Origin of the sequence: Chryseobacterium sp. KBW03, assembly GCF_003852415.1 — a bacterium.
GTDB classification, from domain to species: domain Bacteria; phylum Bacteroidota; class Bacteroidia; order Flavobacteriales; family Weeksellaceae; genus Chryseobacterium; species Chryseobacterium viscerum.
Map to the genome: position 1 here is coordinate 205,991 of NZ_QAJO01000004.1, position 25,261 is coordinate 231,251.

The 25,261-nt window shown below is 35.1% G+C and carries 28 protein-coding genes; 17 read left to right on the forward strand and 11 right to left on the reverse strand.

Features of this window, described 5'->3' with window-relative positions:
- The first annotated feature begins 108 nt into the window (after positions 1–108).
- The 5 genes from DBR39_RS08940 to DBR39_RS08955 are packed head-to-tail and all read left to right on the forward strand — an operon-like array spanning position 109 to position 3,862.
- On the forward strand, positions 109–867 hold the full coding sequence (locus DBR39_RS08940) for a glycosyltransferase family 2 protein (protein ID WP_185147160.1): 759 nt from the start codon (positions 109–111) through the stop codon (positions 865–867).
- Between the two features lie 31 nt (positions 868–898).
- The gene (locus DBR39_RS08945) at positions 899–1,897 is read left to right on the forward strand and encodes an acyltransferase family protein (protein WP_124532361.1); all 999 of its coding nucleotides are present in this window, start codon (positions 899–901) and stop codon (positions 1,895–1,897) included.
- 35 nt (positions 1,898–1,932) lie between these two features.
- A complete protein-coding gene (locus DBR39_RS24225) occupies positions 1,933–2,217 on the forward strand; it encodes a hypothetical protein (protein WP_185147161.1) in 285 nt (94 codons plus the stop codon).
- Positions 2,207–2,884: a DUF1796 family putative cysteine peptidase gene (locus DBR39_RS08950; RefSeq protein WP_185147162.1), complete on the forward strand. Its 678-nt coding sequence runs from the start codon at positions 2,207–2,209 to the stop codon at positions 2,882–2,884. Before DBR39_RS24225 ends, DBR39_RS08950 begins: the two co-directional genes overlap by 11 nt.
- A gap of 39 nt (positions 2,885–2,923) precedes the next feature.
- Positions 2,924–3,862 carry a glycosyltransferase family 2 protein gene (locus DBR39_RS08955; protein ID WP_124532365.1) on the forward strand — a complete coding sequence of 313 codons (939 nt, stop codon included), beginning with the start codon at positions 2,924–2,926 and terminating at the stop codon, positions 3,860–3,862.
- 48 nt (positions 3,863–3,910) lie between these two features.
- Here DBR39_RS08955 and DBR39_RS08960 read toward each other — a convergent pair whose 3' ends face one another.
- The gene (locus DBR39_RS08960) at positions 3,911–4,945 is read right to left on the reverse strand and encodes an acyltransferase family protein (protein ID WP_124532367.1); all 1,035 of its coding nucleotides are present in this window, start codon (positions 4,943–4,945) and stop codon (positions 3,911–3,913) included.
- Positions 4,946–5,112: 167 nt separating this feature from the next.
- Here DBR39_RS08960 and DBR39_RS08965 point away from each other — a divergent pair, with 167 nt between their 5' ends.
- Genes DBR39_RS08965 through DBR39_RS08975 form a run of 3 tightly spaced genes read left to right on the forward strand, consistent with a single transcriptional unit; the run spans position 5,113 to position 7,648 of the window.
- On the forward strand, positions 5,113–5,655 hold the full coding sequence (locus DBR39_RS08965) for an acyltransferase (protein ID WP_124532368.1): 543 nt from the start codon (positions 5,113–5,115) through the stop codon (positions 5,653–5,655).
- On the forward strand, positions 5,655–6,494 hold the full coding sequence (locus DBR39_RS08970; RefSeq protein ID WP_124532370.1) for a glycosyltransferase family 2 protein: 840 nt from the start codon (positions 5,655–5,657) through the stop codon (positions 6,492–6,494). The genes DBR39_RS08965 and DBR39_RS08970 overlap by 1 nt, the downstream gene beginning before the upstream one ends.
- A complete protein-coding gene (locus tag DBR39_RS08975; RefSeq protein WP_124532372.1) occupies positions 6,494–7,648 on the forward strand; it encodes a glycosyltransferase in 1,155 nt (384 codons plus the stop codon). Before DBR39_RS08970 ends, DBR39_RS08975 begins: the two co-directional genes overlap by 1 nt.
- A gap of 1 nt (position 7,649) precedes the next feature.
- Here the strand turns inward: DBR39_RS08975 and DBR39_RS08980 are convergent, their stop codons facing one another.
- The 3 genes from DBR39_RS08980 to DBR39_RS08990 are packed head-to-tail and all read right to left on the reverse strand — an operon-like array spanning position 7,650 to position 9,640.
- On the reverse strand, positions 7,650–8,408 hold the full coding sequence (locus DBR39_RS08980; protein WP_124532374.1) for an SDR family NAD(P)-dependent oxidoreductase: 759 nt from the start codon (positions 8,406–8,408) through the stop codon (positions 7,650–7,652).
- Positions 8,408–8,641 (reverse strand): phosphopantetheine-binding protein, encoded by a 234-nt coding sequence (locus DBR39_RS08985; protein ID WP_047380387.1) that lies wholly within the window; start codon positions 8,639–8,641, stop codon positions 8,408–8,410. Before DBR39_RS08985 ends, DBR39_RS08980 begins: the two co-directional genes overlap by 1 nt.
- A gap of 27 nt (positions 8,642–8,668) precedes the next feature.
- Positions 8,669–9,640: a 3-oxoacyl-ACP synthase III family protein gene (locus DBR39_RS08990; RefSeq protein ID WP_124532376.1), complete on the reverse strand. Its 972-nt coding sequence runs from the start codon at positions 9,638–9,640 to the stop codon at positions 8,669–8,671.
- A gap of 53 nt (positions 9,641–9,693) precedes the next feature.
- Between DBR39_RS08990 and DBR39_RS08995 the strand changes: the two genes are divergently transcribed.
- The 4 genes from DBR39_RS08995 to DBR39_RS09010 all read left to right on the forward strand — a co-directional run bounded on the left by DBR39_RS08995 (position 9,694) and on the right by DBR39_RS09010 (position 14,044).
- Positions 9,694–10,263, forward strand: coding sequence for an acyltransferase (locus tag DBR39_RS08995; RefSeq protein ID WP_124532378.1), 570 nt, complete (start codon positions 9,694–9,696; stop codon positions 10,261–10,263).
- 37 nt (positions 10,264–10,300) lie between these two features.
- Positions 10,301–11,449 (forward strand): glycosyltransferase, encoded by a 1,149-nt coding sequence (locus DBR39_RS09000; RefSeq protein WP_124532379.1) that lies wholly within the window; start codon positions 10,301–10,303, stop codon positions 11,447–11,449.
- 11 nt (positions 11,450–11,460) lie between these two features.
- Positions 11,461–12,015: a serine O-acetyltransferase gene (locus DBR39_RS09005; RefSeq protein ID WP_124532381.1), complete on the forward strand. Its 555-nt coding sequence runs from the start codon at positions 11,461–11,463 to the stop codon at positions 12,013–12,015.
- Between the two features lie 535 nt (positions 12,016–12,550).
- Positions 12,551–14,044, forward strand: a complete 1,494-nt coding sequence (locus DBR39_RS09010) for a phosphoethanolamine transferase (protein ID WP_124532383.1) — start codon at positions 12,551–12,553, stop codon at positions 14,042–14,044.
- A gap of 7 nt (positions 14,045–14,051) precedes the next feature.
- Here DBR39_RS09010 and DBR39_RS09015 read toward each other — a convergent pair whose 3' ends face one another.
- Positions 14,052–14,663 (reverse strand): DUF2306 domain-containing protein, encoded by a 612-nt coding sequence (locus tag DBR39_RS09015; RefSeq protein WP_124532385.1) that lies wholly within the window; start codon positions 14,661–14,663, stop codon positions 14,052–14,054.
- 122 nt (positions 14,664–14,785) lie between these two features.
- A complete protein-coding gene (locus DBR39_RS09020) occupies positions 14,786–15,814 on the reverse strand; it encodes an AraC family transcriptional regulator (RefSeq protein WP_228447800.1) in 1,029 nt (342 codons plus the stop codon).
- A 488-nt stretch (positions 15,815–16,302) separates the two neighbouring features.
- Between DBR39_RS09020 and DBR39_RS09025 the strand changes: the two genes are divergently transcribed.
- The 5 genes from DBR39_RS09025 (at position 16,303) to DBR39_RS09045 (ending at position 20,889) form a co-directional block, all read left to right on the forward strand.
- Positions 16,303–16,971, forward strand: a complete 669-nt coding sequence (locus DBR39_RS09025; protein WP_124532389.1) for a carbonic anhydrase — start codon at positions 16,303–16,305, stop codon at positions 16,969–16,971.
- 21 nt (positions 16,972–16,992) lie between these two features.
- The gene (locus DBR39_RS09030; RefSeq protein WP_124532391.1) at positions 16,993–17,292 is read left to right on the forward strand and encodes a hypothetical protein; all 300 of its coding nucleotides are present in this window, start codon (positions 16,993–16,995) and stop codon (positions 17,290–17,292) included.
- A 146-nt stretch (positions 17,293–17,438) separates the two neighbouring features.
- Positions 17,439–19,031, forward strand: coding sequence for a SulP family inorganic anion transporter (locus tag DBR39_RS09035; protein ID WP_124532393.1), 1,593 nt, complete (start codon positions 17,439–17,441; stop codon positions 19,029–19,031).
- A gap of 49 nt (positions 19,032–19,080) precedes the next feature.
- Positions 19,081–19,716, forward strand: a complete 636-nt coding sequence (locus DBR39_RS09040; RefSeq protein WP_124532395.1) for a carbonic anhydrase — start codon at positions 19,081–19,083, stop codon at positions 19,714–19,716.
- Between the two features lie 246 nt (positions 19,717–19,962).
- On the forward strand, positions 19,963–20,889 hold the full coding sequence (locus tag DBR39_RS09045) for a hypothetical protein (protein WP_124532397.1): 927 nt from the start codon (positions 19,963–19,965) through the stop codon (positions 20,887–20,889).
- A 95-nt stretch (positions 20,890–20,984) separates the two neighbouring features.
- Here the strand turns inward: DBR39_RS09045 and pth are convergent, their stop codons facing one another.
- The 5 genes from pth to DBR39_RS09070 all read right to left on the reverse strand — a co-directional run bounded on the left by pth (position 20,985) and on the right by DBR39_RS09070 (position 25,260).
- Positions 20,985–21,548 carry an aminoacyl-tRNA hydrolase gene (pth, locus tag DBR39_RS09050; RefSeq protein ID WP_124532399.1) on the reverse strand — a complete coding sequence of 188 codons (564 nt, stop codon included), beginning with the start codon at positions 21,546–21,548 and terminating at the stop codon, positions 20,985–20,987.
- Between the two features lie 87 nt (positions 21,549–21,635).
- Positions 21,636–22,568 carry a hypothetical protein gene (locus tag DBR39_RS09055; RefSeq protein ID WP_124532401.1) on the reverse strand — a complete coding sequence of 311 codons (933 nt, stop codon included), beginning with the start codon at positions 22,566–22,568 and terminating at the stop codon, positions 21,636–21,638.
- Positions 22,569–22,667: 99 nt separating this feature from the next.
- Positions 22,668–23,543: a hypothetical protein gene (locus DBR39_RS09060; RefSeq protein ID WP_124532403.1), complete on the reverse strand. Its 876-nt coding sequence runs from the start codon at positions 23,541–23,543 to the stop codon at positions 22,668–22,670.
- Positions 23,544–23,695: 152 nt separating this feature from the next.
- On the reverse strand, positions 23,696–24,433 hold the full coding sequence (locus DBR39_RS09065) for a hypothetical protein (RefSeq protein ID WP_124532405.1): 738 nt from the start codon (positions 24,431–24,433) through the stop codon (positions 23,696–23,698).
- A gap of 8 nt (positions 24,434–24,441) precedes the next feature.
- Positions 24,442–25,260: a hypothetical protein gene (locus DBR39_RS09070; protein ID WP_228447801.1), complete on the reverse strand. Its 819-nt coding sequence runs from the start codon at positions 25,258–25,260 to the stop codon at positions 24,442–24,444.
- Between the last annotated feature and the right edge of the window lies 1 nt (position 25,261).

The following is a 25,261-nucleotide window of genomic DNA, read 5'->3' on the forward strand; positions in this document are numbered from 1 at the left end:
AAAAAACAAACAGATATTTACCCAAAAAAATTATTCAAAAATATGCTCAATAAGTCCATTACAATCATAACGATCAACTTCAATAACCGAAATGGTTTACAAAAAACCATGGATAGTGTATTTCGGCAAACCAATAAAGATTTTCAATATATAGTAATTGATGGTGGAAGTTCTGACGGGAGCAAAGAACTTATAGAAATAAATCAATCCAAGATCAACGATTGGGTAAGTGAACCCGATAATGGAATTTATCATGCGATGAACAAAGGAATTGAAAAAGCTACTGGAGAATATCTTCTTTTTCTAAATAGTGGAGACGAACTGCTCAATGAATTGGTTGTAGAAAAAGTAACTCCACTACTCCACACAGAGGATATTATCTCTGGTAATTTAATCGTAGATGAAGACAATAAAGATGTTCTTAGACCTACTAAAAAAAGCATTTCATTTTTAGATTTAATTGAAGAAACTATTTGGCATCCCAGTACATTTATTAAAAAAAGTGCTTTTGAAAAAGTAGGCCTCTATGATGAAAATCTGAAAATCTGTTCGGATTGGAAATGGTTTTTGATTTCTATTTTCAAATATAATTGTACTTATAGACCTATTGAGCAATCCATATCCCGCTTTTATAAAGATGGAATCAGTTCCGATCCCAAATCACAATCTCTAAGAAAAGAGGAAAGGAGAAAAACACTGGTAGAAAATTTTCATTTTTCTGAATTCCAGACGGAAGAATTAATCGACAAAATAAATTTATATTTTAGTGCAACAAATTCTTTAGACAAAATAAATAAATTGAAAAAATCAAGATTATTAAAATTTTTATACCAAATAGGTGTATTTAAAAATTATAAATATCTTTAATTTTTTTTAAAGACAGGATTTTCCATCTGTTATGAAGCTTAATAATATCCAGATTTTAAGAGGAATTTCAGCATTATTAGTATGCTGCTTTCACTTCCGTGATACTATTAACTTCCCTGGTCTAGCGATTGGGGATATTTTGTTCAAAAAAGGAAGCATAGGAGTTCCTGTCTTTTTTATCATCAGTGGGTTTATCATGGCTTTTACCACTCAAAAAATAAATTTCAGTACAGATTCTTTTCGGCAGATTACCTTATTTTACAAAAGAAGGGTAATCAGAATTGTTCCGCTGTATTATCTTTTGACATTGGCAGCAATGATACCGGGAGGCAGCTTTCTGCTTTATTTTCATGGAGCTGGGCTTTATGAACTTATCCATTCCTTATTATTTCTTCCCACCAAAAAGGAATTTCCAGTGCTTTTCCTGGGCTGGTCCTTAAATTTTGAAATGTTCTTTTATTTAATATTTGGACTCTCCTTATTTTTTAAAGAAAAAAGATATTACTTCATCATAGGATTTTTCATTCTGACTTCAGTTTTAGGATATTTTATGCACTTTGAGAATCCTTATCTACGGATGGTAAGCCACTCCCTGAATCTCTATTTTATTGTAGGAGTTCTTTTTTCACTTTTACTGAATAGGTTCACCATTCCCAGGAGTTGGGCAGCATTACTTTCCGGAATAGGAATCCTATCATTTATATTGGTACTGCTTAGCATTATTCCTATTGATAATGAATGGATAAAACTGGCAATCATATCCCTGTTTGTCTTTTCTTTCTTAACTTTTGATTATGTATTTCATTGTAAAGGAAACAAAGCCTTAATTTTTCTGGGAGACATTTCTTATTCTCTATACCTATCACATCCTTTTGTGGGAATAATCTTAAAAAAATTCAAAGTTGAAGGTTATCTCAATATCCCTTTTTTTCTTCTTAAAATTGTTCTTGTCATTATAGTCGCCTCACTTCTGTATTATTTTGTAGAAAAAAGAGTAACCAATTATTTAAAAATTAAATTAAAAGCATAATTCCGTAATCGACTTCTGTTAAAATTAAAAAATTCTTGCTTTCAATAAATTTCATCAACAAAATAAACATCATAGCTCTTAATAAAATTGCTAATATTTTTAGTGAATTATCTTCCATAAAACAAAAACACAAAAGGATTTTATCTATTATTAAAAAGGATTTATCAAAAGCTAAAAAGTCAGAACTACCATTTATTTCACTTTTAAGGATGCAAAAAAATAATATCTTTGCATCAACAACACAAACTGACTTTCTTCAAGATGAAAATTCCTTTATTTTACCTCCCAAAAACTGGGCGCAAATACTTTTTGGAAATTAAAAAAAAATACAAATCTGAAAAATATATCATTCCTATCGGCAAAGACTGCCACGCTGCTCACTCTTTAGATATTCTCAACATCAGAAACCAGAGTCTGCCTTATGACTGGATACGCTTACACTCTATTTCCGGCCTTAGAACAGTAAGCCAGAATATTAAGGAACGTTTTCATTTCTTTTTATCCGATCTCAAAAGAAATGAAAAGGGAAACACTTATGCTGCAAAATACCCTGAAGCAGAATTCACTCATAGTAAAGCTGTTATAGATGACCCAAAGCTTAGAAGCACCTATGAAAAAAGATGTCAGAGATTACTGGAGATTATCAGCCAGCAGCCTGTAGCTTATCTTTATATTCTGGAAATTAAAAATTTTAAGACCAGAGAAGATGCAGACTTTTTCTGTCATACTGTGAAAGATTTTACAAAAATTTTAAAAACAGAAGATTCACTGCACATTTACATACGTTTTGATGAAGAGATAGAAAATGAAGAAGTATGTAATCTGCTCCTGAATGAAGTTCAAAAACCCCCTCAGGTATATATCACAACTTATATCCGGGAAAAAGCGAAATTCGGAATCTGGGGAAACGAAAAAGAATATCCGAAGCTGTATAAAAGGCTTAATTTAAAAATCAAAAGGGCATTTCCAACTATTGCTATCAAATAAAAGCTTAGTTTTATGCCCGCAAAACATAATACGATACAAATGAAAATTTCAGTAATCATTCCCGTCTATAACGCTGAAAACTATGTTTCTCAAGCCGTTGAGTCTGCTCTTCAGTTCGAAGAGGTATATGAAGTAGTACTTATAGAAGATAAATCTCCGGACAATGCATTACAGGTATGTCAGGAACTTGCTGAGAAACACGATAGGGTAAAGCTTTTCCAGCATCCTGACAAAGGAAATCACGGAGCTGGTGCGAGCCGAAATTTAGGACTGGAAAAGGCAGAAGGTGATTTTATGGCTTTCCTTGATGCAGATGATTACTATCTTCCGAATCGTTTTGATGCAGAAAAAAAACTGTTCACCAATAAAGATGTTGACGGAGTGTATGGAGCCATCGGTGTTCATTATTATTCTGAAAAGGCAAAAGAACAGTATTATAAAGTCTTTGGAGACCGCCTGACTACCGTTTACAAAAAGCACCCTCCTAAAGAGGTATTTCCCGGACAGCTTAATATGATAGGAACTTTCGGACTTTTCAGCATTGATGCTTTAACCATCCGAAAAAGTTCTCTGAAAAACATGGAATATTTCTTCAAAACTCATTTAAAGCTTCACCAGGACACGGAATTTTTATTCAGACTCTCCTACTACCTGAATTTGTATCCCGGGATTCTAGACAAAGCAGTAGCCGTGAGAGGTGTTCATGAGAACAACAGAATCACCAAAGTAGATTCAAGAGAAGTGAAACCAGCTTCAACAAGAGTCGTATTGTGGAAAGAAGTCAACAATTGGGCAGAGCATGAAAACACGATTCCTGATGACATCAAACTTCACATCAAAAGAGTATACAGGAGTTTCCAGATTGCCAATGCTCCTCTTCTGAAAAAATGGGGAATGATTACAAAATATATGCTTACAGATTATAAAAGCATACGCTCAGGACTGTACAATATCAATTTCAGAAAAGATTTATTCTGATGACATAATTAAACTAAACACTTAGTTTAATTGATATTTCTTTAATTTTTATTGTTTTGAAAAATGAATCTTTCTTAAAAGATTCCTCATCGGTTTTTCTATACATTGATAAAAAAGAGCGGAACTAAGCAGCATAATGATAATGTAGATCACAAATACCACATCAATACTAAAAGTACATTCCTGCCATTTTAAAAGTTCCCTAACCAGATAAAGAACGGGAATATGAGTAATGTAAATTCCATAACTTATTTCCCCAAGATACTCCAATGGCTTCATTGAAAAAAGCCTGGTAATCCATCCGTTATTAGCTGATATCAGAAATATTGCCGGTACAAAAAGTAAAGCCATCAGACCATTGTGATAGAAAAGCGGTACAAACATCAGAGACACAAGAATGAGTAAAAAGACTGCCATTACCTGACGATCATAATTTTTCTGTTTATAATTTCTCACAAAAAAAATACCTGCCAGATTTCCAATCAGAAATTCATTAAGATGCCAGAAAGGGAAATAATAAAGAAATTCGTGGCTTTTTGTATGAGGTCCCTCATACGCTCCATATATCGGATATAGGTTTGAAAATACCTGAGTAATCAGCCAGAGCACGATTGTAAATACCCAGATTGTTTTATTCTTCTTAGCGTAAAGATAATTGTATAACAATGGAAAAAGAAGATAGAAGAAAAACTCTACGGAGATAGACCATCCCGGAAAATTCAGGATCATGGCTTCTCCGGGTATCCATGTCTGAATGCCCAAACCATACAAAACAAGCTTATACCAGTCGAACATTTCAGATCTCGTCAGAAAAAACAGTATAAGCCCCACGATATACAGAGGATAAATCCTTGCAAACCTGTTTTTATAAAACTCCAGATAGTCAATCTTACCCTTCTTATGATAAGCAATGATCATGATAAATCCTGAAAGAATAAAGAAATAGCTCACTCCTACATTGGCTCTCAGAAAAAGATTGGAAATGTAATCTATCTTATATAAAAACAGATCTTTATTGAAATGGGAAATGACAATTGCCATAGCGGCAACAAACCTGGTAAATGTAATCTGACTTATCTTCACAGAATCGCAAAAAGCTTTACTTTATCAAAACACAGCGATCTTCACTCTGAGAGCTGTTCTTATTTGATATAAAGTGTTAATTTTAAGGCACAAAAATAAGATTTATTCTTATAATTATGTAAAACAAATTATATTTGTAGACTACAAATGTGAAAATAAATTTAAGTATGCTATATGAAATTTTAGCAAAAATTCAACGAAAAAGCCAGATTTCTCGTCTCAAAAAACACCCTCATGTTTCTTTTAAGGGAATAAAACTTGGGATCAGTGATCATTTTGTTCTGCACGAAAACTTAAAGAAGGTTGCCATTGGAAGCTCAGTCAGTTTCCGAAATTATGTACACATTCTTGTGCAGCAGAATGCTACTTTAGAAATCGGGAATCATTTTTTCATGAATAATTTCTGTTCCATCAACTGTCTGGACAGTATCTCCATAGGTGACAATACGTTATTCGGAGAAAATGTAAAGTTGTATGACCACAACCATGCCTATCAGACACATCCGGATTTTAAGCTGTCTCACGCTGAGTTCACCACAGCTCCTATCAAAATCGGAAGCAACTGCTGGCTCGGGAGCAATGTAACCGTCTTAAAAGGGGTTACCATAGGAGACAACTGCATCATTGGAGCAGGATGTACCATTCACAAAGATATTCCTCCCAATACAACTGTAATCAATCATCAAGATTTAATATTCAAGGAACACTAATGAAGTTTTCGATTCTTATTGCCCATTATAACAATTCTCATTTTTTCAAAGACTGTTTTGAAAGCATCCTTCAACAGACGTATACAAACTGGGAAGCTGTAATTTTAGATGACGGCTCTTCTGAAAGTGAAAAGAAAATGATACAGGAAATAATTTCAAAAGATAAAAGATTTAAATTTTTTGAAAATGAAAGAAATTCCGGTGTAGGAGTGACAAAAAGTAAACTGATTGAGCTGGCAGAGGGGGAAATATGTGGATTTCTGGACCCGGATGATGCCATTACTCCTACAGCTATTGAAAAATGCATGGAGATCTTTCAGGCTAAAAAAAATACAGTCCTTACCTATTCAAGGTTTATGACCTGTGATCAGAACCTGAAACCTATTTCTCCGTTCAGATCAGCGATGCAGGTTCCGAATAGTGATCCTTATTTTTTTAATTTCCCTATTCAGATTGCTCATTTCGTAACCTTCAGAAAAGCGGTTTATGAACTGACAGAAAAAATGAATCCGGATTTAAAAATCGGGGAAGATCAGGATCTGTACCTTAAAATGTATGAAAAAGGAAAAGTTCAGTTCATTGATGAAACCAACTACCTTTACAGAACCCATCAGGGTGGAATTTCCCAGAATGACAATAAAAAGAAATCCCACGAGTATTTTGCCCAGGTGATTTTCAATACCATGAAGCGTAGAGGACTTACCACCATCAACGGCCAGAAAGTTCCTGACCAATATACCGGAGCGGATGAAATATTCGGATTGCTGCAATATCAGCATCAGCTGCCCTTCCGTATCAAGAAAAAAATAAAAATTACGTTACAATCAATCTTCGGATAATGTTAGAAAAAAAAATAAAAATTTTGTTCAGGCATCGTTCCATGGAAATGGGAGGTGTAGAAAAAGTACTGTTGGGACTTCTCAACAACCTTGATCCTGACAAATTTGAAATGACGGTATGCCTTACTCTTAATCAGGGTAAATTGCGTGATGAACTTCCGAAACATATCAGAAAAGTATATCTTACGGATGGAAAAGAAGATTTTTCCACCAATTCTCTTTTACAAAAACTTCAGCTTGCCAAGAGAAGGATAAAACTTCGTAAGCTGAAAAACAATCCAGCCATTGCAGACCGGCTTATCAATGATACTTTTGATATAGAAATCGGGATGGATTACAGGGATTATGATGCTATTCTTAATTCTACCAATAAAAATTCAAGAAAAATAGGCTGGTTTCACTCTGAAGTCAATGTCCCTAAATTTCAGCCTTTGGTTCCTGATATTTTAAAGAGTTTCCCCCAGTTTGATCATATGGTATACTGCTCACACAAGATAAAAGATATGATGCATCAGTATTATCCTGATCTCAATTATCCGGCTGAAAGTGTTATTATTAATCCTATTCCTATCGAGGAAATCAAACATAAGGCAGAAGAAAAACTTGAAACGTTCCCTGAAGGACCCGTTTTCGCCTCTATTGGAAGACTTCATTCAAGAAAGGGGTATCATAAACTTATTGAAGCTCATACAAAGCTTATCAATGAAGGATTTCATCACAGCATCATTGTTATTGGTGATGGTGACGAAATGAAAAACCTGATGGCTCAGGTAGCAAAAAACAATGTTGAAAAGACCTTTATTTTGGCTGGGAATAAGATGAATCCTTATCCTTACATCAAAAAGGCAGACTATTTCGTTCTTTCTTCCGAATCTGAAGCATGGCCTTTGGTAATTGCTGAAGCATTAATTCTCCAGAAGCCTATTATAGCCACGAATGTAGGAGATGTGGGTCTTATGATCAAAGACCGGGAAACGGGGTACCTCATCAGCTATGAGGTAGATGAAATGTATTCGGCAATGAAAACATTCCTTACCGATCCCAGCCTTGTTCTCCAAATAAGAGAGAATCTTAAAAATATTGAAAGTCAGTTTGACAATAAGAAAATATTTGACAGCGTAGAAAATATTATAGAAACGCTGCATAAAAAATAGTTTACTGTGCAGAATATCCTCCGTCTATTACGAGATTGGTCCCTGTGACCCATCTTGAGGCATCTGACAGTAGAAAAATACAAGCATTCGCTACATCTTTAGGATCACCTATTCCCAGCGGATGCTTTTTTATGATTTCTGATGAAGCTTCTTCACCGATATCTTCAAACATTTTTTCTAAAATCGGGGTATTTACCATTGCTGGACTTATGCTATTGACCCGGATATTACTTCTGGAAAGTTCCATTGCCAATGACCGGGCTCCAGAAATAACAGCTCCTTTACTGGCTGAATAAGCCGCTTTCCCAGCTTCTCCTACCATTCCGGCAACAGAAGAAATAAATACGAAACTGGAGGTTTCATCTTTATATTTTTTTAGAGATAAAATTTTAGCAATTTCAAGTCCGGCAATGACATTCACTGCAAAAATATCCTGATACAGCTGAGTATTGTGCTTTTTTAACGGCAATGTTTTCTCGATGCCGGCACAGTGTATAAATCCTGATATTTTACCTAAAATCGAAACTTTATCGGCAATAATTCCTTCAAGGTTTTCAGATTGGGTAATATCTTCGGTAATGATCTCTACTTTCGTTTCAGGATTCAGCATGGAAACGGTTTTCATCAGTTCCTCATGGTTTCTTCCTACCAGAATCAGATCGGCACCACTTCTGCTGCATTCTACAGAACAGCTTCTCCCGATGCCGGAAGAAGCTCCTGTAATAAGAATAATTTTATTTTTTAATGAGAAAACGTCCATTAATCTTCAAAATTTTCTTTCCCAATAACATTCATCAGATCTGAAACAGTCTCTATATCTTTAAAGTGTTTTGTATCAATTTTTTTACTGAAATTTTCGTCTACAAACGCAATAACAGAAAGTAAACTGATAGAATCATAGCTCTCTAAAGATTTCAAATTCGTTTCAGTGGTTAATGTTTCATCTTCTTCCAATTCCTCTTGTAGTTTTTCTAAAAAAACGGATGTCTTCATATTTTATAATTTTAAATGTTTGTTCTCTTAAATTTCCATAATGGTGGCGCCCCATGAGTATCCTACCCCGAAGCCTGCCATTAAAACTTTATCACCTTCCTTCAGCATTCCTTTATCCATCATATTCTTAAGGGCAATAGGAATCGTTGCAGAAACAGTATTCCCGGTTTTTTCCATATCAATATAGAACTTTTCTGCCGGTATTTTTGTTTTCTTTCTTAAATAATTCAGCATGAAAGAATTGGCCTGGTGAAAAACAAAATGGTCAATATCATCCATCGTCATTCCATTCACTTCCAAAGTTTCTTTTACCAGTCCCGGGATATTTTCAATAGTAAAATTAAAAATTTCAGGACCATTCATATAAATATTTTCAGGGCTGAATTCATGTTCAGGATTCAGCTCAAAATCTCTTTTGAAGCCTCCTTTCTTCACAATAAGGTTTTCAGCACCGCTTCCATCTGTTCCCAGGCAGAACTGATAATCATTACCATCAGCTTTTTCAATAATTGCTGAAGCAGAGGCATCTCCGAATATACTTCGGTTTCCCTTATCATCTGGGTGAATATGTTTGGTATAGGTTTCTGAAGTCACCAGAAGAATGCTCTTTGCAATTCCTGCCGAGATCAGTCCTTTTGCAAAAGCCAGCCCATACACAAACCCCGAACAGCCCAGGTTAAAGTCTATGGCTCCAATATTTTTTCTAAGACCAAGTCTGTCCTGCAAAATACAGGCCGTTGTCGGCAGAAAATACTCCGGACTTTGGGTACAGAACAAAATGAAATCTACCTTGTTCCGGTCATAGTTTTCGAAAATTTTTTCTGAAGATTGTACCGCCATATCCAGCGCTGTTTCATTCTCAGAAGAGATATGACGCTGAGCGATGCCTACTTTCTCATGAATGCGTTCGGAACTCCATTCGGGAAATTGTTTCTCCAGATCCTCATTAGTTAACACCTGCTGAGGCAGATAATATTCTATTTTTGAAATTTTCATCATATTAATAAATTCTCTTTCTTTGCAAAAGTAACGAAAACAAATTTACACTTGTGATGATTTTTATATTCAGATTCCTATTAAAATTAGATTCTCTCTATCATTCTTTTTTAAATAAAGGAAGCCTTGAAGTGGCAAAATATAGAGGCATGAAAGTAGGTAAAAACTTCAATATGCCTGATAAAGTGTATTTCGGAACTGAACCCTACCTTATTGAGATTGGCGACCATGTGAATATTGCGGGAGATGTAAGGTTTGTAAATCATGGTGGAACCACTACTCTACTGAGAAGACTTCCCGGATATGAAGATGCCAGAATTCTTGGGAGAATAAAAATCGGAAATAACTGTACCATTGGGCTCAATTGTGTGATCATGCAGGATGTACAGATTGGAAACAACTGTATTTTAGGAGCCAACTCGGTATTGTCACAATCTATGCCGGACAATACAGTCTTTATTGGAAACCCGGCACAATTTCTGTGTACTATTGAAGATTACGGTGATATTGTCTTAAAAAACAATCCGGAATACCCCCGTGAATTGGAAAAAGACAGAAAAAAGTTGGATGCGTATATCAAAGAAAATCTTCCTCACAAGTATAAAAAAGCAAGAAAAATTAAATAAATTTAATCTTGTAAAATCATAAAAGAAAAAAAACAAATTGAAAAAGAAAAAACTCCTCATTCGTATAGGCTCATTACGTCATGGTGGTGCTGAGAAAGTATTAATCAACTTTTTGAAGAATCTTCCTGCGGATAAATATGAAGTAGATCTTCTTGTCAACCTTTATTCCGGAATATATATTAAAGAAGTTCCGTCCTGGGTGACTCTATACTATTTAACAAAAGGAGAAATGATAACAACCAACAGGCTGCAGGATATTCCTGTGAAGGCGTACAGGGTTTTGTATCAGAAAATGTTTCTTTGGTTTCCTTCTCTTCTTTATAAATTTGTTTTAAAAAATAAAAAATACGATGTAGAAATTGCAGCCATTCATGCGATGCATCAGGAAATTCTGTCCAGTCCTCAAAAAGATTCCAAAAAAATTATCTGGGTACAGAATGATATTTTCAATCTAAAAGGGTACACTCCGGAAGTTATCAGACAGTTTTTCAAATTTGACAGAATTCTTGTGATTTCCAACAAACTTCAGGAAGGAATGCACAACCTGGCCAAAAACGAAGCTGAAAAGGAGTCTGTCATTAAGATCTTTAATCCGATTGATAAGAATGATACCTTAAGAAAAGCGGATATTGAAATTAATGATTACCCGTTCAACACGGATCTTCCCACTTTTGTAACGGTAGGCACTGTATATCCGCAGAAGGGCTATGACCGGCTTTTAAATGTTCATAAAAAACTGATTGATGAGGGGTTGAAACATCAGCTTTTGATCATTGGTGACGGTTATGATTTTAACAATATTCAGGATCAGCTTAATCAACTGGGGCTTCAGGATACCGCAAAAATGCTGGGTTTCAGCAGCAATCCGTATCCTTACATGAAAAAAGCAGATTTTTATATTATGTCTTCACGCCATGAAGGGTTCCCTACCATCATTGCCGAAGCACTTATTCTCAACAAACCTATTTCTGCAACGGATATTTCCGGGATCAGAGATCTTCTGCAGGATGGAAGACTGGGAAATATCACCCCGAATTCCGAAGAAGGAATCTATGAAGGAATGAAAAAGTTTCTTACCGATAAAAACATATCTGAAGGGTACAAAAAAGAGATCTCTGAAACTGAACTTCCGTTTGTTTTAGAGAAATCTGTAGAACATCTTCAGAAAATAATTGATGAAGTATAAAAATAGTTACGATGGCCAATTATTCTATTATTCAAAAAGACTTTTACCGGGAAAGCGGAAAATGGCTTTCAAAGTTTGAAATCTGGAAAAAGTGCATTAATCCTAATCTTCATTTTGTATATGTCCTAAGGATGGCTCAGAAATATCAGAAGAGCCCTGTTTTGAATACTTTCTGGAGAGTTGTATTAAGACATTATCAAATCAAATACGGATTTCAGATTTACCCTGAGACCCAAATCGGGGAAGGTTTTTATCTGGGCCACTGGGGAAGTCTTGTCATCAACCCCAAAACCATTATTGGAAAAAACTGTAATATCGCACAGGGAGTCACTATAGGCCAGCAAAACCGTGGAAAAAATGAAGGTTCTCCTGTTATCGGCGATGAGGTATGGATAGGAACCAATGCAGTAATTGTAGGGGGTATCACAATTGGCGACAACGTATTGATCGTTCCAAATTCCTATGTCAATTTTGATGTTCCTTCCCATTCTGTTGTTATAGGAAACCCCGCTAAAATCATCCCTACAGAGAATGCCACAATGGATTATATCAACCGTAAAGTGTAGTAAATCCAACAGTTATAGTAAAAATTCTACTTGCATTTATCGGTAATTTCGTTTACATTTGTAAAAAAAGTATTGTTTGGCTATGAAATAGCAACGTAATCATCTGATTTTATGAAAAATATAATGTTTTATAACTCAGCTGACATCAATCCCTCAATACTGCTATTTCTGAAAAAAAACCACTTAATATTAAAAACACAACCCAGGTCTTATTATTAATTTTAAAAAATAATTTTTGATGAAAAGAATACATCTTTACCATTCCCATTCTTTATCTGCATTATCAACTCTGTAATTAGATTTTCTACAGTAACTTAAAGTCTGGCGGAAAAAGCAGCTCTCCACATGAACCTGTAGCACCCCTCTTTAAAAGTTTTCTTTTTGAGTTGATATCATACTCCAATCTTTAGAATGAGTATCTTATATAATTTCTTTTCATGCAATACATGATTATGATATTCGGCAGACTCTTATCCGGAGGACTTTTGGGAAAGATTATCTAAAAAATTTATCTTAACAGAAAGCACATACAAATATGTTCAAAAAAATAATTCCTATTCTTCTCATTATAATATACCTCACAGGTTTCCTTCTTTCTTTCCCTTATATTTTTGATAATCTGTTCGGAGCAGAAAAACTGGACAGCATAAGAAATATTATTGAATACGGGATTATGTTTTGTTCTTTCCTTGTATTTAATGCCCTTCTTTTTAAGAATAAATATACCTCTGTGATTGCTGTTGTTCTCTGTTTATTATTGAGTGTTAATTTTCTGATATCAGCATCCTGTTTTCTTATCTACCATTCCGGGTTTAATGTAGGAATGGCCATCAGTATTCTTGAATCTAATCCAGATGAAGCAATGAGCATGTCTTATATGTTTATTCTTCCCGGTATTTTATTTTTTGTTTTTCTGGGAATGTTACTTTATTCTGTGAATTACCTTAAAAAAGAAGTAGTCAAATTCGATATTAAATTTATCATTATCGCATTATTATGGCTTATTCTACCATTCGGATATCATCTTAAACACACATACATAAGTAATAAAGGAGGAGGAAAAATGATTAAAAATGTATACTATCATTTATCCGATTTCAATACTGCATTGAATATACAGAGAGATATTAACGCAATTAAAAAGAATATCCCTGTTTTCAACATCAAAAAAATAAACCCTGGGATAGAAAATGTAATTCTGATCATCGGAGAATCAGAAAGAAAACAGAATATGTCATTGTATGGATATTCTAAAAAAACAACTCCTTTTACGGATCAGCAAGCTGAAAATATGATGATTTTTGATCATGCTGTTTCGCCTGCGGGAATTACCAACCTAAGTGTTCCTCTAATGCTGTCGAGCATCCATCCGGATGAATTCAGATACCGCTATGATAAACTATCCGACAATGTTATCAACATGGCCAATCAAGCCGGATACAATTCTTTCTGGCTGAGTACCCAAGCGAGCTCCAGGGGAATAACCGCTATGGCTTCCTTATCCAAAAATAAAAAATGGATAAACGGCTATGATGAAATAATAGTTCCTGAACTTAAAAAAGTCATCCAGAACCAAGGAGATAAATTTGTGGTTCTTCATATCATGGGAAGCCACCCCAATCCTTGCAACAGGCTTCCTTCTAATTGGAATTCTGAAGGCCTGAACTGCTATGACAGTTCTATCAAATATACAGATTATGTCTTCAAAAATATTTTCAGCACGCTGAAAAACACCAATTCCGTAGTCATCTACGCATCAGATCATGGACTGAAAATACAAGGAGACAAGCTATTACACGTAGACTCAAAAGAATCTACCCAGGTTCCATTTTTTATATGGTATGGTGATAAAGTACCGGCAGCTTACCGAGTTACCGGACATGAAACCAAGCAAACCCAAACAACTTATGTGTATCCTCTCATCATGAAATATATGGGTCTTGAACCTCCTCAGCATTATAAAAATGAAGGGAAGAAATATTTAAACTTAGAAATGAAGAGCATGGAATATGATAAATTGCCGGAGTAAATTGCCGTTAAGTTTGTATTTCTGTTATTTTTCTATTGATAAAATAAGCAAACAGCAGATTAGGAACCCAACACAGCCATGCTACAGCAATATAGGAATTATCAGGATCTCCGGTAATGCTTTTTAGTAAAGGAAACCACAGCCTAAGGGTCACAGCGGCAAAGGTACAGGCATAGCTATAAATCATCAATTGCTGATGCTGTATAATATTCTTTTGTCTAATCTGTACTACTGCAGCAAGAGTTGTCACGAGCCAGATGCATCCCAAACAGATAAACCCTATTGCTGAAACCAGTCCCCCATTGGCATAAAAACCCATATAAATAGCTGAAATAGAACTTATGATCACAGCGATTACATAAAGAGTTCCTATTTTCCGGTGTATCCTTATATATTTATTTCTAAATGAGCTTCCAAACTGGCGCCAGCCTATAAAAAGAGCCAGCCCTCCAAAAATAATATGCGCAAAAAATGCTGTTTTCCAAATGATATTATGAAGTACTTCAGCAGATTTTGAACCCAGAAAAGTATATTTATGTTCAACGAAGGCATAAAGAAGAGGATAGGCTCCTATAAGCAATGCCAACACACACATGATTACAAATAATAATTTTTTCATAGTGACTGATTAATTTTTTTTGTAAAAATGAGGATTTTAAAAGCTCCAACTGTTCCAACATGAAAGGTGGAACCTATTTATAAATTACTAAAATACAGCAAACTACAAAACCTTAAGGCAAATTATTCCATATCAATAGTAATGCTTTGGCTTTTTAGAAACTCTCTTGGTGAGCAGTTCATATATTTTTTAAAATTCCGGTTAAATGAAGTTTTTGAATTGAATCCGCTCTCAAATGCCAGTGAAAGAATGGTAAACTTTTCGTTTTCGGGAAGCACTGCTATCCTTTTGAATTCATCAATACGCTGACGATTGATATAATCATAAAAGTTTTTATTTTCTATTGAATTAATTGCCTGAGACAATACATTAGGGTGCACGTCTAATAATGCCGCAGTATAATTAAGATTCAGCTCCGGATCCTTATAGAGTTTTTCCTTCTCCATCTTATCTACAAGCTTCTCATAAATAGCCATTATAGCATCCTCTCCGGGAGAATTCTTCTGATACTTCACCGTCTCTTCATCAGCTATTTTCCCATCTATGGTATCAGCTGTAATAGGTAAATTCAGAATCCCGACACGACTTATTCCAAAGTAAGCAGCCACTACAATAAACAGAACCACGATAGAAAAAATAAGAATATCATTTCTAATAATCACGGCAACCCATATCAGCGCTATCCCGGCAATAAGATAATACAACCAGTTAAGGTTAATTTTCTCAGTGTTGGAATATTGGTCGGAAATTCTTTTCGTGTATTTTCTAACGGCAAAAAGGCTTAAAGCAACATATGCTATTCCCGATAGGATCATCATGTATTTGAGAACCCTGCTTATGAATACATATTCTCTGTTTCCGCTTTGATAGACGGAAAGCCTATCCCAGGGAGATAAAATCAACAGTTTAAAAAGCATCAAAAAGACAATCAAAACAGGAATAAAATGCAGCAACCAGATCTTTTTGCCCGGATTTCTTCCCGTAACGCACAGAACATATCCATACAACATGGGTCCATGGATAAATGGAAAGATAACTTCATAGCCCAGGAAATAAGGAAACTTCACATAACTACCCGAAAAAAATAAGATGAATAAGATAAGGTGTAGTCCTATAATCAGAAACCATGCTGCCAGTACATAATCAGCCATTATTTTTCTGCGTTTCCCTATAATCAGAAATGAAGAGAAACAGGCAATAAAAATTCCTGACAGATAAAATACCGAGGATAAAGATTGCAGACCAAAATCAGACATTAGATGGATAGATTAATCAGGCGGTTAAATTATTCATTTTTCGACATACCTACTGCCTTTTTAATTAATTCTTATGGGGTAAATCTGTTATCCGGTAAATAATTAAGAATATTTTAATTCTCAAATCTCAAATTTTAATTTATACTTCGTAATTTTATCTTAGTTTTTAAACGTTTGGATTGCCATATAGATCTCAACAACTGCAAAGCAAATTATATCGAAATACAGATATGATTTTAAGCATATTTTAATATTAAACTTTGTTAAAAGTGATTGAATCTTTAACAAATATTATATTTTTGCATAATTATTGATTTAGTCTATTGATTTTGGAAATAATTTAAACGAAATAAATAATTATAAACTTTTAAAAATTTAAAATTATGTCACAATCGTACGAGGTTATTTTCGAAAACAATAGAAAATGGGTAGAGTCCAAAGTAGCAGAAGATCCAAACTTCTTTCAGGAACTTGCAAAAACTCAGCATCCAGAATATCTGTACATCGGATGTTCGGACAGTAGAGCCACTGCAGAAGAATTGATGGGAGCAAAACCTGGAGAAGTATTTGTTCACAGAAACATTGCTAATGTTATTAATACTTTAGATATGAGTTCCACAGCGGTTATTCAATATGCTGTAGAACATCTGAAAGTAAAACACATTATTGTTTGCGGACATTACAACTGTGGCGGTGTAAAAGCAGCGATGACTCCTCAGGATTTAGGATTATTAAATCCATGGCTGAGAAACATTCGTGACGTTTACAGACTGCATCAGGTGGAACTGGATTCTCTTCAGGACGAAAACAAGCGTTATGACAGACTTGTAGAACTTAATGTTCAGGAGCAGTGCATCAACGTGATCAAAATGGCCTGCGTACAGGAAAGGTATATTTTAGAAGAACAACCTATTGTACACGGCTGGGTATTTGACCTTAGAACAGGTAAGATCATTGATCTGGAGATTGATTTTGAGAAAATCTTAAAAGACATCCAAAAGATCTACAACCTTACGGGTTCTGATTGGGTAATGAGCAGAAAGACTGAATAGTTTTTCTAAAAAGAAGGTAAGATGAAATTCTGGAGTATTATTGTATTAACGTTTTTTCTCAATTTTACAGCGCTGCCAAGCATTGCTGCGGTAGCAGGCTGGGATATTGCAAGAACGAATATAATAATCAATGAAGAAGAACCTCATTCTCACCCATCCTCATTTATTGTTTACGAAAAGACCATTCCGAAACCTTTGGATGTTTTTGATTATCTGAAGTTTTCTGAACCTGATGTTCAGGGTGTGTCTTTTGTACTGATCGATGATTCTTTTCATCTGTCACCTTTACTTAGTATATTTTCTCCCCCTCCGGAAGCGTAACTCCTATAGTTAGATTTTTTTGATACTTATTCCATATCATTTTTGATATCGGATACGCACGTACTTTAAAAATTATTTTTTTCAACTTCTTTGTAATTGACTTATTTAAAAACAAATAAGCCGGTTATACTTTACAGCTTCACATTATGAAAAAGACATCATTAATAGGAGGAATCAAGGAGAATTTTCCTTCAGGACTCGTGGTATTTTTAGTAGCACTTCCGTTGTGTTTAGGAATTGCTTTAGCATCAGGTGCTCCCCCATTATCCGGTATTATTTCCGGTATTGTAGGCGGCCTGGTAGTAGGAACAATGAGTAACTCGAATATTTCAGTTTCCGGACCTGCTGCAGGTTTAACGGCGATTGTTTTAACAGCTATAACTGATCTTGGCGCATTTGAACTCTTCCTTTGTGCAGGGATCATCGCAGGACTTATTCAATTGGTTTTAGGGTTTGTAAGGGCTGGAAGTATTTCCAACTATTTCCCCAACAACGTTATTGAAGGAATGCTTGCTGCCATAGGGATCATTATTATTTTAAAACAGATTCCGCATGCTTTAGGATTCGATAAAGATTATGAAGGTCATGAATCGATCTTTGATAATGGCCTGAATTTCGGGTATTTTGCAGAATTATTTGGGGCAGTCCATCCGGGAGCTATCGTTATCACTTTGATTTCTGTAGCAGTTCTTATTGCATGGGATAAAATACACGTACTGAAAAGGATGAAACTGCTTCCAGGAGCATTGGTTGCAGTAATTATAAGTATTCTTTTAAATCAACTTTTTAAAATGTCCGGAAGTTCTCTGGCTATTGAAACCCAGCATTTGGTTTCTTTACCTATTCCAAAGACTTTTGATGATTTTAAAAACCTGATTACAACTCCAGATTTTAATGGTTTTACCAATCCTAAAGTATGGATCATAGGAGCTACGATTGCTATTGTAGCATCTATTGAAACGTTACTTTGTATTGAAGCATCAGACCGATTAGACCGACAAAGAAGAATTACGGATACCAATCTTGAGCTTAAAGCCCAGGGAATAGGAAATCTTATCAGTTCATTTATTGGTGGTCTTCCAATGACGTCTGTTGTGGTAAGAAGTTCTGCTAATGCTAATGCGGGAGCAACTTCTAAAATATCATCCATCATTCATGGAGTCTTCTTATTGATCTGTGTACTTTCTATTCCGGTTATTTTAAATTTAATTCCTCTGGCTACTTTGGCTGCGGTATTAATTTTAGTTGGATATAAGCTGGCAAAACCGGCTACGTTCAAACATTTCTGGCATTTGGGTAAATTCCAGTTTATACCATTTGTAGCAACAGTTGTGGCAGTTGTAGCAACAGACTTATTAAAAGGAGTAGGAATTGGTCTTGCCATTTCTGTTTTCTATATTCTTCAGGGAAATATGAAAAGAGCGTATTATTTAAGCCGGGAAAGACTGGATAATGCCGATGGGATCAACATCAAACTGGCTGAAGAAGTATCATTTTTAAATAAAGCAGCTATTAAAAAAACACTTAAAAATATAAAACCAAATTCTACGGTTATCATTGATGCCCGAAACACTTCATACATTGCAACAGATGTACTGGAAATGATTCAGGATTTTGCCAATATCAGGGCAAAGGAACAAGACATCAATGTTGAACTTCTAGGCTTTAAAACTTCATACCGAGATTACGAAAGAAGTGAGGACTCCCATATTTTAGTTACTCACAATAGAGCCATGTAATCTCATTCATCAATTTTTTTTAACTTTAAATTCGAAAACAATACATTATATGAAAGCACATACATACGAAACTCAATCTACTATTACACCTGAGAAAGCTTTAGAATTCTTAAAAGAAGGGAACCAGAGATTTGTAAACAATCTTAAAGCAAACAGAGATCTTCTTGAGCAAGTGAATGCTACCCGTGAAGGACAGTGGCCTTTTGCGGTAGTTTTAAGCTGTATAGACAGCCGTACTTCTGCAGAACTTATCTTTGATCAGGGATTAGGAGATGTTTTCAGTATCAGAATTGCAGGTAATTTTGTGAACCAGGATATTCTTGGATCAATGGAATTTGGCTGTAATGTTGCCGGTTCTAAACTTATCGTAGTTTTAGGCCATACGAAATGCGGAGCCTTAAAAGGAGGTCTTGACGCTGCACAGATTGAGGGTCTGGGAATGGATAACCTTAACCACCTTATCAATCATTTTGACCCGATCATCAATGATATTATCGAAGAGAATGAAGAGCGTTCATCTAAAAACAGCTCACTTCTTGAAAGACTCAATCAGCAGAACGTACGAAGCGCGATTGAAGATATCCGTAAACAAAGCTCAACACTTAGAAACCTTGAAACTGAGGGTAAAATTAAAATTGTTGGAGCCAACTATGATGTTGAAACAGGTGCTGTATCTTGGCTATAAAAATAAAACTCATTAAATTTCAATTATAATTTACAGAAAATGCCATCGAATTTCGGTGGCATTTATTTTTTGTTGTTCTTTCTAAAGCAATGCAAGTTAATCATAAACCTATTGATTTATTAAGATAGTGAAATTAACAACCCATCTCATTTCAAGAAGAGCTAGTTTTAATTATCGAAAAATAATGATATATTGGCATCATTGAGAGGGTACATTCAAAAACCATGATTAGAAACTGAAAAGAAGATGATTTTTCCAAAAGCAAAAAAAATAGCCAGAGATCTTGGCTGGTATAAAACAAATGACAGCGTATTCGGACTTTACAAAGGCTACTTTTTCAACGTTTCAGACGCAAGCATAATACAGACTCCCCAATACAAATATATATCGGTGACAATCGGTAATTTAAAAGAGGAACAAAGAGAACAGATCAAAACAGAATTAGCTATAAGCAAAAAAAGGCTAAAATTTACGAGCTTTGAAATCGGAGAAAATAGTATTTTCTTTAAATTCACCGAAAACCTAATACCCACTAAGCTCAGTACGGTTTATGCTTTGTTTGACTTCCTGACTGACCTTTTTAAAAAGCTAAATATCCCAGAGCAAAACCAATGTCATAGCTGTGAGGCTAATCAAAGAACCAATTATTATGACCTTAACGATACTGGCGTTATACTCTGCGACAATTGTTTTAAAAAGACCGATGATAAATTCTACGAAATTGAAAAAGAAAGAACTTCAAAAGAGAAAAATTATCTGACAGGATTTTTAGGAGCCATTATTTTCTCCATTCCTGCCATTATCATCTGGGTTTTACTTGCAGTCTATTTAGGGGGACTTTCCTCGGGAATGGCGTTTGTTATTGCTTTTCTCGGGTTTATAGGCTATGATTATTTCAAAGGGCTTCAAGGGAAACTGACAAAATATATTATTTTCTTCACCAACATCACAGGTATATTTGTCGCAAATGTTTTGACTATTATTGCAATACTGGTCAAACAGGGTCTCTCTATCAATCAGGCAATATTGGAGTTTCAAACAAACCCTGCAGCCAATGAAATATTTATGCAGAATATCGTTATATCTTTTTTATTATCATTTATTCCTTGGATCTGGATATTGTTTATCAGGAAAGACAATACATTAATCATAAAACCTGCAGAAAAATTTTAGAGATAAATACAATAAATGACTGCCCGTTTCTGAGGCAGTCATTCTATATTATAAACCGTATTTTCATTTCAGGTTTTCCTTATTGCAATCTGAAATTATTTCCCATTAAATGCAGACATCGTATTATTCAAGCCTGCAAATACAAAAGAAAGACTGGCCTTGGAAAAGGTTTCAATTCTCTCTGTAAGTTTTCCGGCTTCTTCTTCACTCCAGGTTCCTAATACATAATCTACTTGCCGCCCGGCAGAGAAGTCCGCAGAGATCCCGAAACGAAGCCTTGCGTAATTCTGAGTCTGTAATACTTCATTGATATTTTTGAGCCCGTTATGACCTGCATCAGAGCCCTTTCCTTTAAGTCTTAACGTTCCGAAAGGCAACGCAAGATCATCAGTAATAATCAATACATTCTCCAAAGGAATATTTTCTTTCTGCATCCAGTATTTCACTGCATTTCCGGAAAGATTCATGTAAGTGTCTGGTTTCAGAATAAAAACTTTTCTCCCTTTGTGTTTTCCTTCCGCCATCCAGCCAAAGTTGGATGTATTGAATGATACCTCAAGAGTTTCCGCTATTTTCTCAGCTACCTTAAAGCCTATATTGTGTCGTGTATTTTCATATTCTGAGCCTTTGTTACCAAGCCCAACAATTAAATATTTCATCAGAAATTTTTTGCAAAATTAAGAGATAAAAAATAAAAAACTCAATCTTATGAAAGATTGAGTTTGAATATTGTTAAAAAAATTCTTCTATTGTGGTTTATAGATATAATTAACACCATATCCTTTCGTCATGTAAGTCTGAGGATCATACGAGTAATTCGTACTTTTTACAATTGGAGTTGGAATAGGTGGCGTAAGATCTGTCACCGCCCATCTCTTAGGATTGTTTGGAGACAAGATAAGACTTTCCTTATCATTGATCACTGTAGATAATAGTCTTGAAATCTTATATACATGTGGTAACAATGTGAAAGGGCTCACCTGATCATCATATGCATAATATTCATAGCTATATTTTCTTGTAACAGTACCGAATGCCCCTCCGGACATAGTACCATAGTGTCTTACTACTTTAGATACATTATCTCCTACATACGTATAAGCTGTTTTAGAGAAATCTGTGAAAGCTAATGGAACTCCAGTAACATCCGGACCATTTCTCATGATAATGGAATCCAGCTTTCCTGTAGAAACACTGTATTTTATATCATAACGCGTTTTTTCTTTCTTAAGTAATGTCTGTGGACCCGGAGTCGTTGCCGGTGGTACAGGTGGAGGTCTTCTGAAAGTCACACGATTTTCAGAAATCATCTGCAGCTTGCTATTATTTGCGTAAGTGAATAATTGAGTATACGATACACTGTCCTTATCGAGTTTTCCGTTTCCATCAAGATCCAGGAAACCGTTAAAATTGATCTGGCTGATTTTATCACCACTGTACATGATGTCAGTTATTGAAGCACTGTCTGTGATTACTTTAGTCACAAGAAGCCCGCTGTAGCGATATTCTGCGATTGTATCTTTATCTGTAATTTCTCTGTATAATGCTCTGGGACCGCTTAATCCTCCTGTATTATTAAGATCCAACAATGGATTCCCATCCTCATCCAATAAACTCTTGCAGGAATGTATTGAGGAAAAACCTGCGATTAGTAAAATAAAATAGAAAATTTGTTTCATTTCCTTGTAATTGATTATTTTTTTGACAAATATAATTTTTTTTTGCCTAAAAGTTGTAATATTATTTATATTCTGGTAAGATTAATAACTATATTTCTCCTATAAATTTTTATAGGTAAAAGTTACATTCTTGTTTTTCTCAACAACTACATACCCCTGATTATCATAAGAATAACTCTGAGCTGTATTAACAGGTGCAGCTGGTGACGGTAATTCTATGAACATTGACGTAGGGTTGTTCGGAGAAATTTTGTAGAAATTAATCGGAGTGATCAGACTTCGTGCAATGAAATATACTGATGGAAGGGTAGAATATGGACTTTTCTGAGCATCATAATTTTGAAAGCTGTACTTGCTTACTGCTGCTGTAGTCATATTCGGGTTTCCATTGATATCTAATATTCCTTTGGAACAAACCACCTGGATTACATTGTTTCCGTTATACACAAAACTATAGTCTATAAACCTGTTATAAGCGCTGATACCTCCTTCTTTTCTTTTCTCCAGAATTTTGGTAAGCTTACTCGTTACCGAATCATAAGTAAATGCATAATCACTTACAACAGAAGCTGATGGAGTTGCCCCAGTTGCTGTAGAAGTAGCATTATAAATCTTTTTACCTGTATCATCAGGAACAATATTGAACTCATAAGCAAGACTGGATGTTGCAGAGCTTACAAATTTAATTTTAGTGATATTTTTGTTGGTATATGTTACCGTTCCTGTATAATAAGCACTACTGGAAGTAGATTCATCTTTAAATACTGCGGTCTGTAAATCCCCCGTTCCGGCAGTAGTAACGTATTCTTCCTGAGAAACATTATTTGCAGTGACTTTTGCTAAAACTTTTTTAGGTGGCGGTCCGCCATCCGGATTAGGGACAGATTCTGTAGGATCTGAGGTAGTATTACATGCTGTCAGCAGTCCTAGAAAAGCAATACCGGCAAACATTTTAAGAAAATAGTTTTTTACCATATAGAATTTTTTTAGCTTGTTCAAATATAATTCAATTTTCGATAATACACTTCACTTTATCTGAACAAATTCACAAGAAATAGAGTTAATCAACAAAAAAAATCTAAAAACATAACGTTTTTAGATTCTTAATTATTGTATTATTATGAAAATTAATAAGGCTGTAGTATAGATGTTGTCAAAACAGACTGTGACATATCACTATTGAGGAAAGTAGTATTAACGGCCCTTCCTATTCCTACTGTTGCTTGTGAAATAGCTCTTTTAATACAGGCTACTTTAACGCTGTAGTTATTTTTAGGGAGAAGGTCAGTAAGAGTAGCATTGAGATTAAAAATTTTATAAGCCCCTGCATCTCCAAGCAATACATCCGTCCTTACGGCTCTGAGTTTATCATCAACAAAAACTCCACAGGCAAAACTAGCAGAATTGGCTCCTGTTTTCTGTACAGTTGTTTGGAATGAAAAAGTGGCTTTATTCGTACCATTGGTCACAGAGAAAGTATCCACAGTTCCTGTAAGTACAGTCCAGTTACCCGTCAATGCATCTCCATCATTATAAGGAGTAGTTGCCCCATTATCACCTGAGAAACTGACTCCGGTCTTATCTGCAACGGTATTGATTGAAAACACAGACATACTTCCCTGCCCGTCAGCAATTTTTATCGATTTCCAATCATTGGTATTTAAATCTGTATTATTATGCAGAATATTACCTGCTGTTCCGGCAGATCCTTTCAAGACATCAGTACCTCCCGTTCTTAATTCTTTTCTAATACTAAGATCTCCATTCACATCCAGCATATTGCTCGGAGTTGGAGTATTAATACCCACCTGAGCGGTAGCTGAAACAGCCAATAAAAGAGAGGTTACAAATAGTATTTTTTTCATAATCTGCTTTAGTTTATAATTGTGTTAAACACCTCAGGAACTTCATATACATCTACTTTAAGAGATGACTGTGCAATAAAGTCATTGATATTAGAAAATACATTAATTCCTATCGTAAGTTTATTATTCGAAGCTCCGTAAGAACCCAATCTTGTACAGGCAACATCTACAGTATGATTTCCCTGGGAAAGATTATCTACAATCCCGATTTGGGTATGAGTAAGAAAAGGATATGAGCTCGTAATAGCCTTTAAATTTCGTTGTCTTAAGTTGACCAGTTTATTGTCTACAAAAATACCACAAGCATAGTCTATTGAAGTATCAGTTGTACCTGCTGCTCCAAAATCGGCCTGCACTACGGTTTCAAACTGGAAATAAGCCTTACTCTGGCTGCTAAATACACTTATTTGCTTTGAAAGACCAGTTATTCTTTTAAAATTCGGAAGGCTGTTCAGGTCTTTTCCTTTAGTAAGTGTAGCTCCTCTTGATGAGAAACCTATTGTAGAATCGTCGGCAGATGTAAATGAAATCCCTAATTTATCTGAAAAAGAGTTGTTGTAGATCAGATAAAATTTATTCGGTTCATATTCAGGAATACGAAGTGACTTCCAGATCGGAGCATACCCTTCTCCCTGAGAAACAAGAAGCTGATCATTATTTCCCAGAAACACCGAATTATCAGTAGCATTAAGAACAGCAATTTTGTTTCTGAAATTCACATCTCCGTTTACGTCCAATTTTGCTTTAGGAGTGTCTGTTTTTATTCCTACCTGAGCTGTTGCCAAAAGTCCTATGGTAAAAAGCAGCGTTGATAATAGTTTTTTCATC

Coding starts and splice junctions, on each gene's coding strand:
- DBR39_RS09015 (WP_124532385.1), bottom strand. CDS start 14,663: ATGAAAAAATTATTATTTGTAATCATGTGTGTGTTGGCATTGCTTATA.
- DBR39_RS09035 (WP_124532393.1), top strand. CDS start 17,439: ATGAAAAAGACATCATTAATAGGAGGAATCAAGGAGAATTTTCCTTCA.
- DBR39_RS08965 (WP_124532368.1), top strand. CDS start 5,113: ATGCTATATGAAATTTTAGCAAAAATTCAACGAAAAAGCCAGATTTCT.
- DBR39_RS08990 (WP_124532376.1), bottom strand. CDS start 9,640: ATGATGAAAATTTCAAAAATAGAATATTATCTGCCTCAGCAGGTGTTA.
- DBR39_RS08940 (WP_185147160.1), top strand. CDS start 109: ATGGATAGTGTATTTCGGCAAACCAATAAAGATTTTCAATATATAGTA.
- DBR39_RS08975 (WP_124532372.1), top strand. CDS start 6,494: ATGTTAGAAAAAAAAATAAAAATTTTGTTCAGGCATCGTTCCATGGAA.
- DBR39_RS09025 (WP_124532389.1), top strand. CDS start 16,303: ATGTCACAATCGTACGAGGTTATTTTCGAAAACAATAGAAAATGGGTA.
- DBR39_RS09005 (WP_124532381.1), top strand. CDS start 11,461: ATGGCCAATTATTCTATTATTCAAAAAGACTTTTACCGGGAAAGCGGA.
- DBR39_RS09040 (WP_124532395.1), top strand. CDS start 19,081: ATGAAAGCACATACATACGAAACTCAATCTACTATTACACCTGAGAAA.
- pth (WP_124532399.1), bottom strand. CDS start 21,548: ATGAAATATTTAATTGTTGGGCTTGGTAACAAAGGCTCAGAATATGAA.
- DBR39_RS09030 (WP_124532391.1), top strand. CDS start 16,993: ATGAAATTCTGGAGTATTATTGTATTAACGTTTTTTCTCAATTTTACA.
- DBR39_RS09055 (WP_124532401.1), bottom strand. CDS start 22,568: ATGAAACAAATTTTCTATTTTATTTTACTAATCGCAGGTTTTTCCTCA.
- DBR39_RS08955 (WP_124532365.1), top strand. CDS start 2,924: ATGAAAATTTCAGTAATCATTCCCGTCTATAACGCTGAAAACTATGTT.
- DBR39_RS09070 (WP_228447801.1), bottom strand. CDS start 25,260: ATGAAAAAACTATTATCAACGCTGCTTTTTACCATAGGACTTTTGGCA.
- DBR39_RS09060 (WP_124532403.1), bottom strand. CDS start 23,543: ATGGTAAAAAACTATTTTCTTAAAATGTTTGCCGGTATTGCTTTTCTA.
- DBR39_RS09065 (WP_124532405.1), bottom strand. CDS start 24,433: ATGAAAAAAATACTATTTGTAACCTCTCTTTTATTGGCTGTTTCAGCT.
- DBR39_RS09020 (WP_228447800.1), bottom strand. CDS start 15,814: ATGGCTGATTATGTACTGGCAGCATGGTTTCTGATTATAGGACTACAC.
- DBR39_RS08995 (WP_124532378.1), top strand. CDS start 9,694: ATGATTTTTATATTCAGATTCCTATTAAAATTAGATTCTCTCTATCAT.
- DBR39_RS08980 (WP_124532374.1), bottom strand. CDS start 8,408: ATGGACGTTTTCTCATTAAAAAATAAAATTATTCTTATTACAGGAGCT.
- DBR39_RS09010 (WP_124532383.1), top strand. CDS start 12,551: ATGTTCAAAAAAATAATTCCTATTCTTCTCATTATAATATACCTCACA.
- DBR39_RS08985 (WP_047380387.1), bottom strand. CDS start 8,641: ATGAAGACATCCGTTTTTTTAGAAAAACTACAAGAGGAATTGGAAGAA.
- DBR39_RS08970 (WP_124532370.1), top strand. CDS start 5,655: ATGAAGTTTTCGATTCTTATTGCCCATTATAACAATTCTCATTTTTTC.
- DBR39_RS09045 (WP_124532397.1), top strand. CDS start 19,963: ATGATTTTTCCAAAAGCAAAAAAAATAGCCAGAGATCTTGGCTGGTAT.
- DBR39_RS08945 (WP_124532361.1), top strand. CDS start 899: ATGAAGCTTAATAATATCCAGATTTTAAGAGGAATTTCAGCATTATTA.